This window comes from Isoalcanivorax pacificus W11-5 (genome assembly GCF_000299335.2).
GTDB lineage: Bacteria > Pseudomonadota > Gammaproteobacteria > Pseudomonadales > Alcanivoracaceae > Isoalcanivorax > Isoalcanivorax pacificus.
On sequence record NZ_CP004387.1, the window covers coordinates 2,196,523 to 2,211,561 of the forward strand.

The following is a 15,039-nucleotide window of genomic DNA, read 5'->3' on the forward strand; positions in this document are numbered from 1 at the left end:
AACTTGCACAGAGAACGAAAAACGGGGCCAATGGCCCCGTTTTTCGTAAGGTCTTTTGGCCTGTCAGCGCACTGCGCTCAGTCTTCCTGACCTTGCTGGGCCGGACGTACCGCTTCCTCATAGCCCACTTTCTTGCTGCTGACCTTGGCGCTGCCAAGCACCAGTTCGACCACTTGCTCTTCCAGCACTGCGCCTTCGATCTGCTGCAGCTGCTGTTTGTTGCCGTAGACCCAGTTGATCACTTCTTCCGGTTGCTCGTACTGGGAGGCAATCTCTTCCACCTGGGCGCGCACACGGTCGGCATCGGCCTTCAGTTCATGCTGTTCGAGAATCTGGCGCACCACCAGCCCCAGGCGCACGCTGCGCTCGGCCTGCTCGCTGAACAGCTCCGCCGGCAACATGCTGGCGTCGAACTGCTGGCCACCACCAAACTGCTGCATCATCTGCTGACGCATGCGTTGTACTTCACCGTTCACCAGCGCTTTCGGCACGTCAAACTCGTGCAGCTTGACCAGGCCACTCATGACCTGTTCTTTGACTTTGCCTTTCACTGCATTTTTCAGTTCGCGTTCCATGTTCTTGCGTACTTCTGCGCGGAACGCATCAACACCACCGTCTTTCACACCGAACAACGCCATGAATTCATCATTCACTTCCGGCAGTTTGCGGCGCTCTACCTTGTTTACGGTAATGGCAAACTGTGCGGCTTTCCCTTTCAGGTTTTCGGCCTGATAGTCTTCCGGGAACGTCACGTCGATGGTTTTTGCTTCACCGGCTTTCATGCCCGCAATACCGTCTTCAAAACCCGGAATCATCTGGCCTGAGCCCAGCACCAGATTCTGGCCCTGCGCGGTACCGCCGTCGAAGGCTTCGCCGTCAAGGGTGCCAGCGAAATCGATGTTCACGCGGTCGCCTTCGGTTGCTGCGGCATCGCTGTCTTCCCAGGTGGAGCGCTGCTCGCGCAGGCTCTCGATCATCTTGTCGACGTCGGCATCGGTGATGTCTGCTTCCGGCTTGTCCACTTCGATGGCGTCGAACGCCGCCAGGCTGACTTCCGGGTACACTTCAAACGTGGCGACGAACTCCAGGTCCTTGCCCTTTTCGTTGACGGTGGGCTCGAAGGTGGGCATGCCCGCCGGCTCGATGTTTTCCTCCTGGACAGCCTTGATGAAGCTGTCGCGCATCAGCTCATCCAGCACCTCGGCGCGCACGGCCTTGCCGAAACGGCGCTTGATCTCGGCCATTGGTACCTTGCCGGGACGGAAACCGTCCAGACGCAGGTTCTTGCTGGCATCCTGGAGGCGCGCCGCCACGGCGGATTCCAGTTTTTCGGCGGGTACACCGGTGGTCAGGCGTCGTTCCAGACCAGACGTCGCTTCAACAGAAACCTGCATAACTTCCTCTTGTACAAGTATGGCAATTCAGTGACGGACAGCGCGCCATAACCGGCCTGCGCCCCCGGAAAGGGGCCGGATTATAGCGGATGGGGTGCGCAGGGGCCAGATGAACCCGGCATGGGGCCGCCGCAAAAAACAAAACCCGCCTGGAGGCGGGTTCGTCGGGATGATGGGGTGGCTGACGGGACTTGAACCCGCGACCACTGGAGTCACAATCCAGGGCTCTACCAACTGAGCTACAGCCACCATTTACCTTGTTCAGTTGCGGGCATGGCCCGGAACCGGAATCTGTCACTGCCCGGCGCTGAAGGTGGTACGCCTGGCAGGGCTCGAACCTGCAACCGACGGCTTAGAAGGCCGTTGCTCTATCCAATTGAGCTACAGGCGCATCATGCGAGCCACCACTTCCCCAAGGAAAGAGTGGTCGGGGAGGAGGGATTTGAACCCCCGACATCCTGCTCCCAAAGCAGGCGCGCTACCAGGCTGCGCTACACCCCGAACGTACAGCTCGAGCGAGGCGGCATAATACTCGCGGCCTCCGGGAGCGTCAACGCGAAATGCCCGAAGCGCCTCGCTCCTGAACGCATTTTGCACACAATCGCCCGGACATGCGAGAATCACGCCGCGCAAGCGCCCCAACACTGGCACCCTGCCACCTTTATTCATGCGACCTACGCAGACCTGTCCGGAGATAGATACCCGATGAGCGCCCTGGTTCTCGATGGCAAGGCCCTGGCCCAGAAATTCGAAGCGGAAATGCGCGAGCGCGTTGCACGGCTGCGCGAACGCGCGCAGGGCAGCACGCCGATTCTCGCCACCATCCTGGTCGGTGCCGACCCTGCTTCGGCGACTTACGTAAAGATGAAGGGCAACGCCTGCGAGCGCGTCGGCATGGAATCCCTGAAGGTGGAGCTGCCGGAAAGCACCACCACTGACGAACTGCTGGCACAGATCCAGGCCCTGAATGAAAACCCGGATGTGCATGGCATCCTGCTGCAGCATCCCGTCCCTCCCCAGATTGATGAACGCGCCTGCTTTGATGCCATCGCCCTGGAGAAGGATGTGGATGGTGTCACCTGCCTGGGCTTCGGCCGCATGAGCATGGGCGAGCACGCCTACGGCTGCGCCACCCCGAAGGGCATCATGCGCCTGCTGGAGCACTATGGTATTGCCCTGGCCGGCAAGCACGCGGTGGTCGTTGGCCGCAGCCCGATCCTGGGCAAGCCGATGGCGATGATGCTGCTGGGCGCCAACGCCACCGTGACCATCTGCCACTCCCGCACGCAGGACCTTGAAGGGCATATCCGCCGCGCGGACCTGGTGGTCGGCGCCGTGGGCAGGCCGGAGTTCATCAAGGCGGACTGGATCAAGGACGGCGCGGTGGTGGTGGATGCCGGGTATCACCCGGGTGGTGTCGGCGATATCGAGCTGGAACCGCTGAAGGAGCGCGTCAGCGCCTGGACCCCGGTGCCCGGTGGCGTGGGCCCGATGACCATCAATACGCTTATTTTTCAGACACTTGAAGCTGGCGAAAAAGCGCTCGCCTGATCAGACCGGGCGCGGCCCGCAGGCCGCGCCCGGCGCATCTCAGAAAGATTCCCGCAGCCCCACCGTCAGGTTAAAGACCAGCTCCCCTGCCCTGCTGTCCTCATCAACGCAGAAGTAGCCTTCACGCTCGAACTGGAAGCGGGTTTCCGGTGCCGCGCCAGCCAGAGCAGGTTCCACACGGCACCCTTCCAGCACCGTCAGCGAGGCCGGGTTCAGCACGGACAGGAAACCCTGTTCGGCACGATCCGGGTTGGCTTCGGTGAACAGGCGGTCGTACAGGCGCACCTGGCACGGCACGCTCTGCTCTGCGGAAACCCAGTGGATCACGCCCCGCACCTTGCGGCCTTCCGGGTTCTTGCCCAGGGTGTCCGGGTCATAGGTGCAGCGGATTTCAGTGATGTCGCCGGCGGCGTCGCGGATCACTTCGTTGGCGCGGATCACGTAGCCGTAACGCAGACGCACTTCATCACCCAGCACCAGCCGCTTGAACTTCTTGTTGGCCTCTTCCAGGAAGTCTTCCCGGTCGATCAGCACTTCGCGGGTCATCGGCACTTCGCGCGTCCCCATGCCCTCGTCCTGCGGATGCAGCGGTGCCGTGAGTTGCTCCACCTGCCCCGCCGGCCAGTTCTCGATCACCAGCTTCAATGGCCGCAGCACACACATGGCACGGGGCGCATTCACGTTCAGGTCATCGCGGATGGCCGCTTCGAGCATGCCTGTATCAACCGTGGAATCCGCCCGGGCCACGCCGACCATATCGCTGAAGCGGCGAATGGCTGCCGGCGTGTAGCCGCGCCGGCGCAGGCCGGACAGGGTCGGCATGCGCGGGTCATGCCAGCCGTTCACGTGGCCTTCGTCGACCAGTTGCTTGAGCTTGCGCTTGCTCATCACCGTGTAGTTGAGGTTCAGGCGGGCAAACTCGTACTGGCGCGGGCGTGCCGGCAGACTGTCACGACTTGCCAGGAAGCCTTCCAGGTTGTCCAGCGTCCAGTCGTACAGCGGCCGGTGTGCCTCGAATTCCAGCGTGCACAGGCTGTGGGTCACCCCCTCGATGGCATCGGAAATCGGATGCGTGAAGTCGTACATCGGGTAGATACACCAGGTATCGCCGGTCTGATGGTGGCTGACCTTGCGGATGCGGTAGAGCACCGGGTCGCGCAGGTTCATGTTCGGAGAGGCCATGTCGATACGGGCGCGCAGCACCGCCTCACCTTCATTGAAATCGCCGGCACGCATGCGCGCGAACAGCGCCAGGTTTTCATCCACGGCACGGTCACGGTGCGGGCTGTTCTGCCCCGGATGGGTAAAATCGCCACGCTGGCGGGCAATATCCTCCGGGGACTGGGTGTCCACGTAGGCCACGCCGGCCTTGATCAGGGCGACGGCGCAATCGTGGATCAGCTCGAAGTAATCCGAGGCAAAACGCACCTCGCCATCCCAGGCCCAGCCCAGCCATTCCAGGTCCCGCTTGATGGACTCGACGTACTCGTCGGATTCTTTCTCCGGGTTGGTGTCATCGAAACGCAGGTTGCAGGCCCCGCCATAGCTTTCGGCGATACCGAAGTTGAGGCAGATCGATTTTGCATGGCCGATGTGCAGGTAGCCGTTCGGCTCCGGCGGGAAACGGGTCACCACCTTGCCGCCGTTCTTGCCCTCGGCCAGGTCGCGGTCGATGATCTGACGGATGAAATTGGTCGGGATTTCGGCACGATCTGTCATGCGATCTCAGGAGTCCTGTGGCAGGATGCACATACGGAAAACGGGTCCGCCAGCGGCCCGGACAGTTCCGGTCAACGGGGGCGCTAGTGTACAGTGCGCCCCCTGTCAGTCAAAGCATGGAGGACGGTTTGATGAAAGCCGCACTGAACACCACCTACGGCACCATTGTGATCAGTCTCGACACCGAGCGTGCCCCCGAAACCGCGGCCAATTTCGCCCAGTATGTCAGGGACGGCTTCTACAACGGGACCATCTTTCACCGTGTGATCGGCAATTTCATGATCCAGGGCGGTGGCTTCACCGAAGACATGCAGCAGAAGCCCACACGTGAAACGATCCGCAACGAATCCGCCAATGGCCTCTCCAACGAGACCGGCACCGTTGCCATGGCCCGTACCTCCGACCCCCATTCTGCCACAGCCCAGTTCTTCATCAACGTGGTAGACAACCATTTCCTGGACAAGTCACGTTCCCAGGACGGCTGGGGTTACTGCGTATTCGGCAAGGTTGAGGAAGGCATGGAAGTGATCAACCGCATCAAGGCGGTCACCACCGGCAACCGGGGTTTCCACCAGGACGTGCCCACCGAGACGGTGCTGATCGAAAGTGCCGAGCTGATCGAAGAATAACACGCCGCCGCGCGGGCGCCCGCAGCGACCCGCGCGGCTTACAATTCTGCAAGGGAGAACACCGCATGCGTCGCCTGTTACTGACCCTGGCCCTGATGCTGCCGCTGGCCGCCAGTGCCGACACCGCTCCGCGCGTGGCACTGGACACCACGGAAGGCACCATCGTCATCGAACTGTACCCGGACAAGGCGCCGGCCACGGTGGCCAACTTCCTGCAATATGTCGACGACGGCTTCTATGACGGCACCGTCTTTCATCGCGTGATCCCGCGCTTCATGATCCAGGGCGGCGGCTTCACCCGCGAGTACCGGCAGAAGGAAACCCGCACGCCGGTAGCCAATGAAGCCGACAACGGCCTGCGCAATGAGCGCGGCACCCTCGCCATGGCACGCACCAGCGATCCGCATTCCGCCACCGCACAGTTCTTTATCAACACCGTCAACAACACCAACCTGAACCATCGCGGCAAGAATCCGGCCGGATGGGGTTATGCCGTGTTCGGCAAAGTCGTCGAAGGCATGGATGTGGTCGACCGCATCAGCGCCCTGCCCACAGGCCGTGGCACCCTGAACGGCATGCCGGCTGGCGATGTGCCAAACCGCCCGGTGGAAATGCGCAGCGCACGGCGCGTCACTGAGCAGGCCGCACCCGAAACGGCCAGGGAAAAAGACACCACGCAATGAGCTATACGCTGTTCATTTCCGACCTGCATCTGGACGCCGAACGTCCGCAACATCTCGATGCCCTGAAACAACTGCTGGCCCGCCATGCGGGCCAGTGTGATGCGCTGTACGTGCTCGGCGATCTGTTCGAAACCTGGATTGGCGATGACGACGACAGCCCGTTCAACCTGGACGCCATCGCTGCATTTCGCTCATTCAGCGACGCCGGCAGCGCCCTGTTCTTTATGCACGGCAACCGCGACTTCCTGCTCGGTCACGCCTTTACCACCGCCACTGGCGGCACCCTGCTGGACGAAGGCACGGTCGTCGACCTGTATGGCACCCCCGCCCTGCTGATGCATGGCGACAGCCTGTGCACCCGCGACGAGAAATACATGGCGTTCCGTGCCCAGGTCCGCAACCCGGCCTGGCAGGCGGACATGCTCGCCAAGCCGCTGGCACAGCGGCGCATGATCGCGCAGATGCTGCGCCTGCAAAGCAAACAGAACAATGAGAACAAGGCGCAGAACATCATGGATGTGACGCCGGATGAAGTCATTCGTGTCATGGACGAAGCGGGCGTGAAGGATCTGATTCACGGTCATACGCATCGCCCTGCCGTGCATGATGTGTCGTTGCAAGGTGGTTCGGGGAAACGCTGGGTATTGGGCGACTGGGGTGCGCTGGGCTGGCAGATTGTTGCGGATCAGGAAAAAGGCCTGAGGCTTGAGAGTTTTACTCTCTGAGTTCCAATTCATCTCTCACAAAAAACTTCTTTCAGCGCTAAAACAATAACCCCGCCAAATGGCGGGGTTATTGTTTTGTCAGTAACGATCGGAAAGTCAGGGCGCTTCAATGTCCCCCGGAGCCTGAGAGCCGACAGCCACTGTGCCGTTGTTCAGGATAAAGGTCACCACTTGAGCCTGCATTTCCGCTGTCACCTGTGGCGCACTGGCATCCGGTGTCAGCAGCGAACTGTGGGAGCCCGCTTCCAGCTTCACGATACCCGGCTGTGCGGTCAGGTCATTCGAACCTGCTCCAATCTGGGCAGCCCCTGTCAGTGTCGCCAGGCCCGCAGTGCCTGCCAGCGGCAGATCGGTGGCAGCATTGGGTACTACGGCATCACCGTTCACCTGCTGGAGTAATACCGGCACGCCCATTTCGCCCAGTTGCGCAGCGAAGCTAACCGGGTCACCGGAATCCACAGTGCTTTGCGCGGCATAAATAAAGCGCTCAAAGTTGGTCGTACCCTGCTCCACCCCTGCTGCCGCCAGACCACCGATAATAACCGGGCCGAACGTGTTCGAGTTCAGCAATATCTGGGTCAGCTGGGTGCCGCCCACCGACAACACCACGCCACTGTAAGGGGTGATATTGGAGACCTGGCCGATAGCCGTCTCAGCACCGATGGCCAAATTGCCCACCGTCGCAGCCACCGAACCCACCATACTGCCAAGTGAAGCACCCACCATATAAACGCGTGAGGTATCCAGCTCCCCCAGACCCTGGCCACTCAGTTCCGCACTGAGGGAGGGCAGGCTGGCATTCAGGTTCAGCAGATCCATCACGCCTTGCCGCAGGTTGTCCCGCGTATTCGTCAGCACAGCCAGGTTAATGAACTGCGCACCGGAACCACCGGCGTCATTGAAGAAACGCTCACGCGGCGCATCAACGCCATAGAGTGCGGCGAAGGCCGGGTTGGCCTCTACGTTCAGCCCGCTGTAAAACACGCTGTCCGCGTCAACACCGTGCAACGGCAGATCGATTGCCACGGTGGCCACGCAGTTGCTGGCCAACGTGTGACCGAGGGCAATCACTGAACTGCGATCACTGGTAATACCGTGCACGTACACGGCGACAGGATAACCTGATGCCGCATAAATCTGCCCGCAGTCAGCTGCGCCAGCGTAGCCCGGCACATGGTCCGCCTCGGGCAGCGTCACCTGCAGCGGCACGGACTCAACACCCTGTTTGCCCGCAAACGGATAACGGTAAGTCACGTTGTAGGTCATGCCATCCACATCCACGGGCGGCAATACCGTTCCCTCCGGCAGCTGGGCACTCAGCAGTGAACCCAACGTCGGGTCAGCCTGCCAGGCGCTTTGCGTGTAAGAATTGTCGCCCGGTTGCTGGGGGGCCCGCAGGTAATACGGGAGTTTGATATAGCCCGTATAGAGATTGCCCACGCCCGCCGGCAGTTGCCCGCCGGTCAACGCGCCCAGGTCCGCGGCAGTCGCAGCGGAAATGCCAAGGTCACGTGCTATCGGCGTGCTCAGATAGCCCTGCGACTGCAGGAATGTGACGTTGCCCACTGCATCACCCGGAGAGATACCAAATCCCACCATGGCCTGCACCAGTGCCGCGCGCGGCGCCGCCATCGCCAACAGTGGCGCCGTCGGGTCCGTGGTAGTGAACGAATACGAGACGGTCATGTTCTGGTCCGCCGCTTCCGGCGTCACCGCCCCCATGGAGGCCACTTGCAGGAAGCCGGCAGCCAGTTGCTCCCAGCCATTGATCAGCTGGCGCACGGTAGCCAGGGAACCTGTTGCATTAAAGGAAGTACCCGTCAGGGCATTGTAGGCCCAGGACCGCGTGACTGGCTCACCAGCTGAATCGAGAATCGGGCTGATCGCGTTGTTCAGGAACACCAGGTATTTGGTCTTTGGCGCCAACGGCGCCAGCGGTGTAATGCGAATGGCGTTATTGGTGCCGCCATCCAGAGAAATCACCCGCGCGCTAAAAGAGGGCTGATCCAATGCGCCAGCAATAGGGTTGGCAGGATCCAGATCGCCGGGATCCAGTTGCTCACCGCCTGGCGCGGTCTGCAGGCGCACCAGAAACACGTTCACGTTGGCCATGACGGTGGCCGGATCAAGGCTGCCCTGGATCAGGATGTCAAACGGTGCATTGGTGGAGAAGCCGTCCAGCGAATTCAGCGCCGCGCGCACCGGATCTGTGGCGGCACCGATATTGGCGGTGCCATCAAAGGCACTGCCCAGCGTGCTGGCCGCTGTCAGGAAAATCAGGTCGTTGTTGAACGGCAGGTCGGAGGCGCCGGGATCGAAGCGCGGGTAAGTGCCCGGCTCGTAAAACAAATGATCGTTCGAGGGTGGGGTCACGCGGACCTTGGAGTCGCTGCCACAACCCTGCAGGGCCAGCGCCAACGGCAGCAAAGGCAGCACTGCCAGAGCCTTGGTTACCTTTCTCATTATGTACTCTCCCGGGAGCATCGATTTTGTTGTCGTGGTTTTTAATGGATTGTTATCGTAAGAAAGTTGTAGTCGCATCCATTTGCCGCAGAATAGCCCAGCCAGTACGGGCGAACAAGCCATGCAGCCCGACCGTCAGGTCACGGAATATGCCGGTTTGCCGGCCGGGGAAACGATCTCTCAGGCGGCCTGCGCCGGAACCCCGGAGTGAAAGCGGAAGCAGTCGTCTTCAGTGGTGATCAGCCCGGCTTCGAGCGTACGGAAGGTGTCGATCCGGGCCTGGATATCCTCACCGGCATACAACCGGGCCAGCCGCAGATAGTCCTCGAAATGCCGTGATTCGCTTTTCAGCAGAAAGCGGTAGTAGCGCCCCAGTTCCTGGTCCACATGCGGTGCCAGCGCGGCGAAACGCTCGCACGAGCGGGCTTCTATATAGGCACCGACCACCAGAATGTCCACCAGCCGGCCCGGCTCGCTGGTGCGCACATGGCTGCGCAGGCCGCTGGCGTAGCGGGACGGGGTCAGATGGCCGTAGGTCAGGCCGCGCTGGCGCAGCATGCCCAGCACCTGCTCGAAATGCAGTAATTCCTCACGGGCCAGCCGGCTCAGGGCATCCAGCAGTTCCGGCCGGTCCACGTAGCGGAACATCAGGTTCAGCGCCGTGGCAGCGGCCTTTTTCTCGCAGTGGGCATGGTCCAGCAGCAGGACGTCCGGGTGTTCCAGGGCCCAGCCGATCCAGGCCTCGGGAGTCGGGCAGCCCAGGAATTCCCGGATGGCAGTGATATCGTGCATGGCGCGGCAGTCTGTGGGGTGAACGGGCCGGCAGTATAGCAGCCACACCCCACCCTGCCAGCCAGCCGCCTGACTTCCGTCATGCTTTGTGGCCATAATGCGCTCCCCGTGACCCGGCAGAAGTGATCCCGTCTCAATGGGCAGAAAAAGCAGTCCCCGAACACAGGCCCGCAAGGGCCGGCTGGCCACTGGCGCCCTGCGCCTTATGAGCTGGTTGCCGTTGCCGCTGAACCGCGCCCTGGGCAGCCTGATCGGCCGCCTGCTCTGGTGGTTGCGCAGCGACGCGCGGCGCATCAGTGAGGTCAATATCGCCCGCTGCTTTCCGGCCATGCCGGCCGCCCAGCAACGGCAACTGGTCCGCGCCTCACTCATCGAGACGGCCAAGGGCAGCACCGAGATCGGTCTGGTCTGGCATCGTCCGGACTATGCCCTGAGCCTGATCCGGGGTGCCGAGGGCGACGCGCTGCTCCGCGAGACGCTGGCCGGCGGCCGGCCAGTGCTGCTGCTGGTACCGCACCTGGGCTGCTGGGAAGTGCTGAACTTCTGGCTCAGCCACCACTTTTCCCTGCATGCCATGTACAACCCATCCGGGCTGCCTGCGGTGGATCAACTGGTGCGCGACAGCCGCGAGCATTTCGGCACCGTGATGTATCCCGCCACCGCGCGCGGTGTCGCCAGCCTGGTACGGACACTGAAGAAGGAAGCCGTGCTGACCGCGATCCTGCCCGACCAGGTACCGGACCGTCGCAGCGGCCGCTTTGCGCCCTTCTTCGGCGAGCCGGCCTACACCGCCACGCTGAGCCCGAAACTGATCCAGCAGACCGGCGCCAGGGTATTTGTCGCCTGCGCGCGCCGGCTGCCCGACAGCGAAGGCTATCGCATCGTGCTGCGCGAACCGGACCCGGCGCTGTATGACAGCGATCTCGATGCTTCCCTGCCCGCACTGAACCGCAGTATCGAATCGCTGATACTTGAAATGCCGGAGCAGTATCTGTGGAGCTACAAACGCTTCCGCCGGCGTCCGGAGGGCACTCCGGAGCTGTACTGAAAACGAGCGCGTCGGCACCCCTCTTCCGGTCAGACCCGCAAAAGTATATAATCCGCGCGCCGTACCAACCCCGAAACACACCCCAAGCGTTTGATTTCCAAAAGAAATCGGGCAATCACGAAACGAGGGATGCGCTGTGCTTGAAGCCTACCGCCAACACGTGGAAGAACGCGCCGCCGAAGGCGTACCGCCGAAACCACTGAACGAACAGCAGGTCGCCGAACTGGTGGAACTGCTGAAAAACCCGCCCAAGGGCGAAGAAGAATTCCTGCTGGACCTGTTCAGCAACCGCGTACCGCCGGGCGTTGACCAGGCCGCGTACGTGAAGGCCGCCTTCCTGGCCGCCCTGGCCAAGGGCGCAGCCCAGTCCCCGCTGATCGACCGCAAACTGGCCACCAAACTGCTTGGCACCATGCAGGGCGGTTACAACGTGCAGCCGCTGATCGACCAGCTCGACGATGCCGAAACGGCCGAGATTGCCGCCGAGGCCCTCAAGCACACCCTGCTGGTATTCGATGCCTTCCACGATGTGGAAGAGAAAGCCAAGGCCGGCAACGACTACGCTAAAGCCGTGCTCAATTCCTGGGCCGAGGGCGAGTGGTTCACCAGCAAGCCGGAAGTCCCGGCCAAGCTGACCGTCACCGTGTTCAAGGTGACCGGCGAAACCAACACCGACGACCTGTCCCCGGCCCAGGATGCCTGGAGCCGCCCGGACATCCCGCTGCACGCCAACGCCATGCTCAAGAACGAGCGTGACGGCATCAAGCCGGAAAAACCCGGCGAGCTGGGCCCGATCGGCCAGCTCAACGACCTGAAAGCCAAAGGCCACACCGTCGCCTATGTGGGTGACGTGGTCGGTACCGGTTCCAGCCGTAAATCCGCCACCAACTCGGTGCTGTGGTTCACCGGCGAAGACATTCCGTTCGTCCCGAACAAGCGCCAGGGCGGCGTCTGCATCGGCAGCAAGATTGCCCCGATCTTCTTCAACACCATGGAAGATTCCGGCGCGCTGCCGTTCGAGGCCGACGTGTCCGGCCTGAACATGGGCGATGTGATCGACATCTACCCGTACGAAGGCAAGATCACCGCGCACGGCACCGACAAGGTACTGAGCACGTTTGAACTGAAATCCCAGGTGCTGCTGGACGAAGTCCGCGCGGGCGGCCGGATCAACCTGATCATCGGCCGTGGCCTGACCACCAAGGCACGCGAAGCACTGGGCCTGGGCGCCACGCAACTGTTCCGTGCACCGCAGCAACCGGCTGATACCGGCAAGGGTTACACGCTGGCGCAGAAAATGGTCGGCAAGGCCTGTGGCCTCGACGGCGTGCGCCCGGGCATGTACTGCGAACCGAAGATGACCACCGTCGGTTCCCAGGACACCACCGGCCCGATGACCCGTGACGAACTGAAAGACCTGGCCTGTCTGGGCTTCTCCGCTGACCTGACGATGCAGTCGTTCTGTCACACTGCGGCCTATCCGAAGCCGGTCGACGTGGAAACCCACCACACCCTGCCCGACTTCATCATGAACCGTGGCGGCGTCTCGCTGCGCCCGGGCGACGGCATCATCCACAGCTGGCTGAACCGCATGCTGCTGCCGGACACCGTCGGCACCGGCGGTGACTCCCACACCCGCTTCCCGCTGGGTATTTCGTTCCCGGCCGGCTCCGGTCTGGTGGCGTTTGCCGCCGCCACCGGCGTCATGCCGCTGGACATGCCGGAATCGGTGCTGGTGCGCTTCAAGGGCAACCGCCAGCCCGGCATCACCCTGCGTGATCTGGTGCATGCGATTCCGCTGCAGGCCATTAAAGAAGGCCTGCTGACCGTCGAGAAGAAAGGCAAGAAGAACGTCTTCAACGGCCGCATTCTCGAAATCGAAGGCCTGGAAGACCTGACTGTCGAGCAGGCATTTGAACTGTCCGATGCGTCCGCTGAACGGTCTGCCGCCGGCTGCACCATTACGCTGTCGGAAGACAGCGTGGCCGAGTACCTGAAGTCGAACATCACCCTGCTGAAGTGGATGATCGCCAACGGCTACGGCGATGCGCGCACCATCGAGCGCCGCATCACCAAGATGGAAGAATGGCTGGCCAACCCGAGCCTGATGCGTGCGGATAAAGACGCCGAGTATGCTCAGGTGATCGAGATCGACATGGACCAGATCAAAGAGCCGATCCTGTGCTGCCCGAACGACCCGGACGATGCCAAGACCCTGTCCGACGTCGCCGGCGACAAGATCGACGAAGTGTTCATTGGTTCCTGCATGACCAACATCGGCCACTTCCGTGCGGCCGGCAAACTGCTGGAGAAAATCCCCAGCGGCTCGCTGACCACCCGTCTCTGGATCGCCCCGCCGACCAAGATGGACCAGCACCAGCTGTCCGACGAAGGCTACTACAACATCTACGGCCGCGCCGGTGCGCGCACCGAGATGCCGGGCTGTTCGCTGTGCATGGGCAACCAGGCACGTGTGGCGCCGAACACGACGGTTGTATCCACCTCCACCCGTAACTTCCCGAACCGTCTGGGCCAGGGCGCCAATGTGTATCTGGCGTCTGCCGAACTGGCAGCCGTGGCGGCTGTGATCGGCAAACTGCCGACGGTCGAGGAGTACATGGTCTACGCGGCGGACATCGATTCCATGTCAGCGGAAATCTACCGCTACCTGAATTTCGATCAGATCGCCGAGTACCAGAAAGTGGCCGACGGTGTGAAGATTCCGGTGGCGCAAGCCAGCTGAGTCTTACCCGTCACGCCAATAAAAAAACCCGGCTTCGCGCCGGGTTTTTTTATTTCGTCAGAATGCCACAGGGTGGCAAGCGACGTTCACGCCAGCTCAGCCAGCACACGCTCCAGTCCCTGCTCCAGCTGTGCCACCGTGCGGTCAATATCCTCCAGCTTGTCCAGCCCGAACAGCCCGACACGAAACGTCTTGAACGACGGCGGCTCGTCACACTGCAACGGCACCCCGGCCGCCGTCTGCAAACCCTGCGCCACAAACCGGCTGCCGTTCTGGATGCCGCCGTCCTGTGTATAACTGACCACCACACCCGGTGCTTCGAACCCTTCCGCCGCCACGCTTTTCATGCCATGGCCGGCCAGCATGGCGCGCACGCGCCGCCCCAGTTCCAGCTGCGCCTCGCGCGCACGTTCAAAACCAAACGCTTCGGTGTCACGCATGGCATCGCGAAAACGCATCAGCGCGTCGGTCGGCAACGTTGCGTGGTAGGCATGGCCGCCGTTTTCATAGGCCTGCATGATCTGCAGCCACTTGTGCAGGTCGCAGGCAAAGCTGGTGCTTTGTGTCTCACCGATACGCGCCAGCGCACGCTCACCCAGCATCACCAGGCCACTGCAGGGCGACGCACTCCAGCCTTTTTGCGGCGCACTGATCAGCACATCGACACCAAGCCTGCGCATGTCCACCCACAAGGCGCCGGATGCGACACAATCCAGCACCAGCATGCCACCATGCGCGTGCACGGCCTCGGCCATCTGCTGCAGGTAATCGTCTGGTAGCAGAATGCCTGACGCCGTTTCCACATGCGGCGCAAACACCAGGTCCGGCTTGCCGGCATGGATCGCGGCCACCACTTCATCAATGGGTGCAGGCGCGTACGGAGCATCGTCGGCGTCGCCAAGACGGCGTGCCTTGAGCACCACTTCCTCGGCGGGGATATCACCCATTTCGAAAATCTGGCTCCAGCGGAAACTGAACCAGCCGTTGCGTATCACCAGGCACTTGCGATCCGTGGCGAATTGCCGCGCCACCGCTTCCATGGCAAAGGTGCCGCCACCGGGCACGACTACCACAGCCTCCGCCTGGTAGACCTGTTTCAGTGTCGAGGAAATGTCCCGCATCACCTGTTGAAACAACTGCGACATATGGTTCAGCGCACGGTCGGTGAACACCACCGAGTATTCCAGCAGGCCATCGGGATCGACGGCGGGTAACAGGGTCGACACAGCTTGTCTCCGTTTCCAGTTCATCAGGGAACACCCTTTACAGGTGTTGAAAAAGCCCCAAAGAGG

The 15,039-nt window shown here is 61.9% G+C and carries 11 protein-coding genes and 3 tRNA genes; 6 read left to right on the top strand and 8 right to left on the bottom strand.

The window, feature by feature from the left end; genetic code table 11:
• Positions 1-77: 77 nt before the first annotated feature.
• The 4 genes from tig to S7S_RS09960 form a co-directional block, all read right to left on the bottom strand.
• The gene (tig, locus tag S7S_RS09945) at positions 78-1,394 is read right to left on the bottom strand and encodes a trigger factor (protein ID WP_008735408.1); all 1,317 of its coding nucleotides are present in this window, start codon (positions 1,392-1,394) and stop codon (positions 78-80) included.
• Between the two features lie 173 nt (positions 1,395-1,567).
• A tRNA-His gene (locus tag S7S_RS09950) sits at positions 1,568-1,643 on the bottom strand.
• 65 nt (positions 1,644-1,708) lie between these two features.
• Positions 1,709-1,785, bottom strand: a tRNA-Arg gene (locus S7S_RS09955).
• Positions 1,786-1,818: 33 nt separating this feature from the next.
• Positions 1,819-1,895: transfer RNA gene (locus tag S7S_RS09960), tRNA-Pro, on the bottom strand.
• A gap of 204 nt (positions 1,896-2,099) precedes the next feature.
• Here S7S_RS09960 and folD point away from each other — a divergent pair.
• Positions 2,100-2,945 carry a bifunctional methylenetetrahydrofolate dehydrogenase/methenyltetrahydrofolate cyclohydrolase FolD gene (folD, locus tag S7S_RS09965; protein ID WP_008735406.1) on the top strand — a complete coding sequence of 282 codons (846 nt, stop codon included), beginning with the start codon at positions 2,100-2,102 and terminating at the stop codon, positions 2,943-2,945.
• 39 nt (positions 2,946-2,984) lie between these two features.
• On the opposite strand, the gene S7S_RS09970 is transcribed toward folD, so the two are convergent.
• A complete protein-coding gene (locus S7S_RS09970) occupies positions 2,985-4,664 on the bottom strand; it encodes a glutamine--tRNA ligase/YqeY domain fusion protein (protein ID WP_008735400.1) in 1,680 nt (559 codons plus the stop codon).
• A gap of 131 nt (positions 4,665-4,795) precedes the next feature.
• On the opposite strand from S7S_RS09970, the gene S7S_RS09975 reads away from it, so the two are divergent.
• The 3 genes from S7S_RS09975 to S7S_RS09985 all read left to right on the top strand — a co-directional run bounded on the left by S7S_RS09975 (position 4,796) and on the right by S7S_RS09985 (position 6,701).
• Positions 4,796-5,293 (top strand): peptidylprolyl isomerase, encoded by a 498-nt coding sequence (locus S7S_RS09975; protein ID WP_008735399.1) that lies wholly within the window; start codon positions 4,796-4,798, stop codon positions 5,291-5,293.
• A 65-nt stretch (positions 5,294-5,358) separates the two neighbouring features.
• Entirely contained in the window at positions 5,359-5,976 is a 618-nt protein-coding gene (locus tag S7S_RS09980) for a peptidylprolyl isomerase (protein ID WP_008735398.1), read from the top strand.
• Positions 5,973-6,701, top strand: a complete 729-nt coding sequence (locus tag S7S_RS09985) for a UDP-2,3-diacylglucosamine diphosphatase (RefSeq protein ID WP_008735397.1) — start codon at positions 5,973-5,975, stop codon at positions 6,699-6,701. Before S7S_RS09980 ends, S7S_RS09985 begins: the two co-directional genes overlap by 4 nt.
• Before the next feature lie 96 nt (positions 6,702-6,797).
• Here the strand turns inward: S7S_RS09985 and S7S_RS09990 are convergent, their stop codons facing one another.
• Both S7S_RS09990 and S7S_RS09995 read right to left on the bottom strand, forming a co-directional pair.
• Positions 6,798-9,164 (bottom strand): hypothetical protein, encoded by a 2,367-nt coding sequence (locus tag S7S_RS09990; protein WP_008735395.1) that lies wholly within the window; start codon positions 9,162-9,164, stop codon positions 6,798-6,800.
• Positions 9,165-9,344: 180 nt separating this feature from the next.
• Positions 9,345-9,956 (bottom strand): MiaE family protein, encoded by a 612-nt coding sequence (locus S7S_RS09995; RefSeq protein ID WP_008735389.1) that lies wholly within the window; start codon positions 9,954-9,956, stop codon positions 9,345-9,347.
• Positions 9,957-10,092: 136 nt separating this feature from the next.
• Between S7S_RS09995 and S7S_RS10000 the strand changes: the two genes are divergently transcribed.
• On the top strand, positions 10,093-11,004 hold the full coding sequence (locus S7S_RS10000) for a lysophospholipid acyltransferase family protein (RefSeq protein ID WP_008735388.1): 912 nt from the start codon (positions 10,093-10,095) through the stop codon (positions 11,002-11,004).
• Positions 11,005-11,140: 136 nt separating this feature from the next.
• Positions 11,141-13,747: a bifunctional aconitate hydratase 2/2-methylisocitrate dehydratase gene (acnB, locus tag S7S_RS10005; RefSeq protein WP_008735386.1), complete on the top strand. Its 2,607-nt coding sequence runs from the start codon at positions 11,141-11,143 to the stop codon at positions 13,745-13,747.
• An 86-nt stretch (positions 13,748-13,833) separates the two neighbouring features.
• On the opposite strand, the gene S7S_RS10010 is transcribed toward acnB, so the two are convergent.
• The gene (locus S7S_RS10010) at positions 13,834-14,973 is read right to left on the bottom strand and encodes an aminotransferase class V-fold PLP-dependent enzyme (RefSeq protein WP_008735384.1); all 1,140 of its coding nucleotides are present in this window, start codon (positions 14,971-14,973) and stop codon (positions 13,834-13,836) included.
• Between the last annotated feature and the right edge of the window lie 66 nt (positions 14,974-15,039).

Excerpts from the sequence above, each read along its gene's own strand:
- tig (WP_008735408.1), bottom strand. The coding sequence starts at position 1,394 with ATGCAGGTTTCTGTTGAAGCGACGTCTGGTCTGGAACGACGCCTGACC.
- folD (WP_008735406.1), top strand. The coding sequence starts at position 2,100 with ATGAGCGCCCTGGTTCTCGATGGCAAGGCCCTGGCCCAGAAATTCGAA.
- S7S_RS09970 (WP_008735400.1), bottom strand. The coding sequence starts at position 4,664 with ATGACAGATCGTGCCGAAATCCCGACCAATTTCATCCGTCAGATCATC.
- S7S_RS09975 (WP_008735399.1), top strand. The coding sequence starts at position 4,796 with ATGAAAGCCGCACTGAACACCACCTACGGCACCATTGTGATCAGTCTC.
- S7S_RS09980 (WP_008735398.1), top strand. The coding sequence starts at position 5,359 with ATGCGTCGCCTGTTACTGACCCTGGCCCTGATGCTGCCGCTGGCCGCC.
- S7S_RS09985 (WP_008735397.1), top strand. The coding sequence starts at position 5,973 with ATGAGCTATACGCTGTTCATTTCCGACCTGCATCTGGACGCCGAACGT.
- S7S_RS09990 (WP_008735395.1), bottom strand. The coding sequence starts at position 9,164 with ATGAGAAAGGTAACCAAGGCTCTGGCAGTGCTGCCTTTGCTGCCGTTG.
- S7S_RS09995 (WP_008735389.1), bottom strand. The coding sequence starts at position 9,956 with ATGCACGATATCACTGCCATCCGGGAATTCCTGGGCTGCCCGACTCCC.
- S7S_RS10000 (WP_008735388.1), top strand. The coding sequence starts at position 10,093 with ATGGGCAGAAAAAGCAGTCCCCGAACACAGGCCCGCAAGGGCCGGCTG.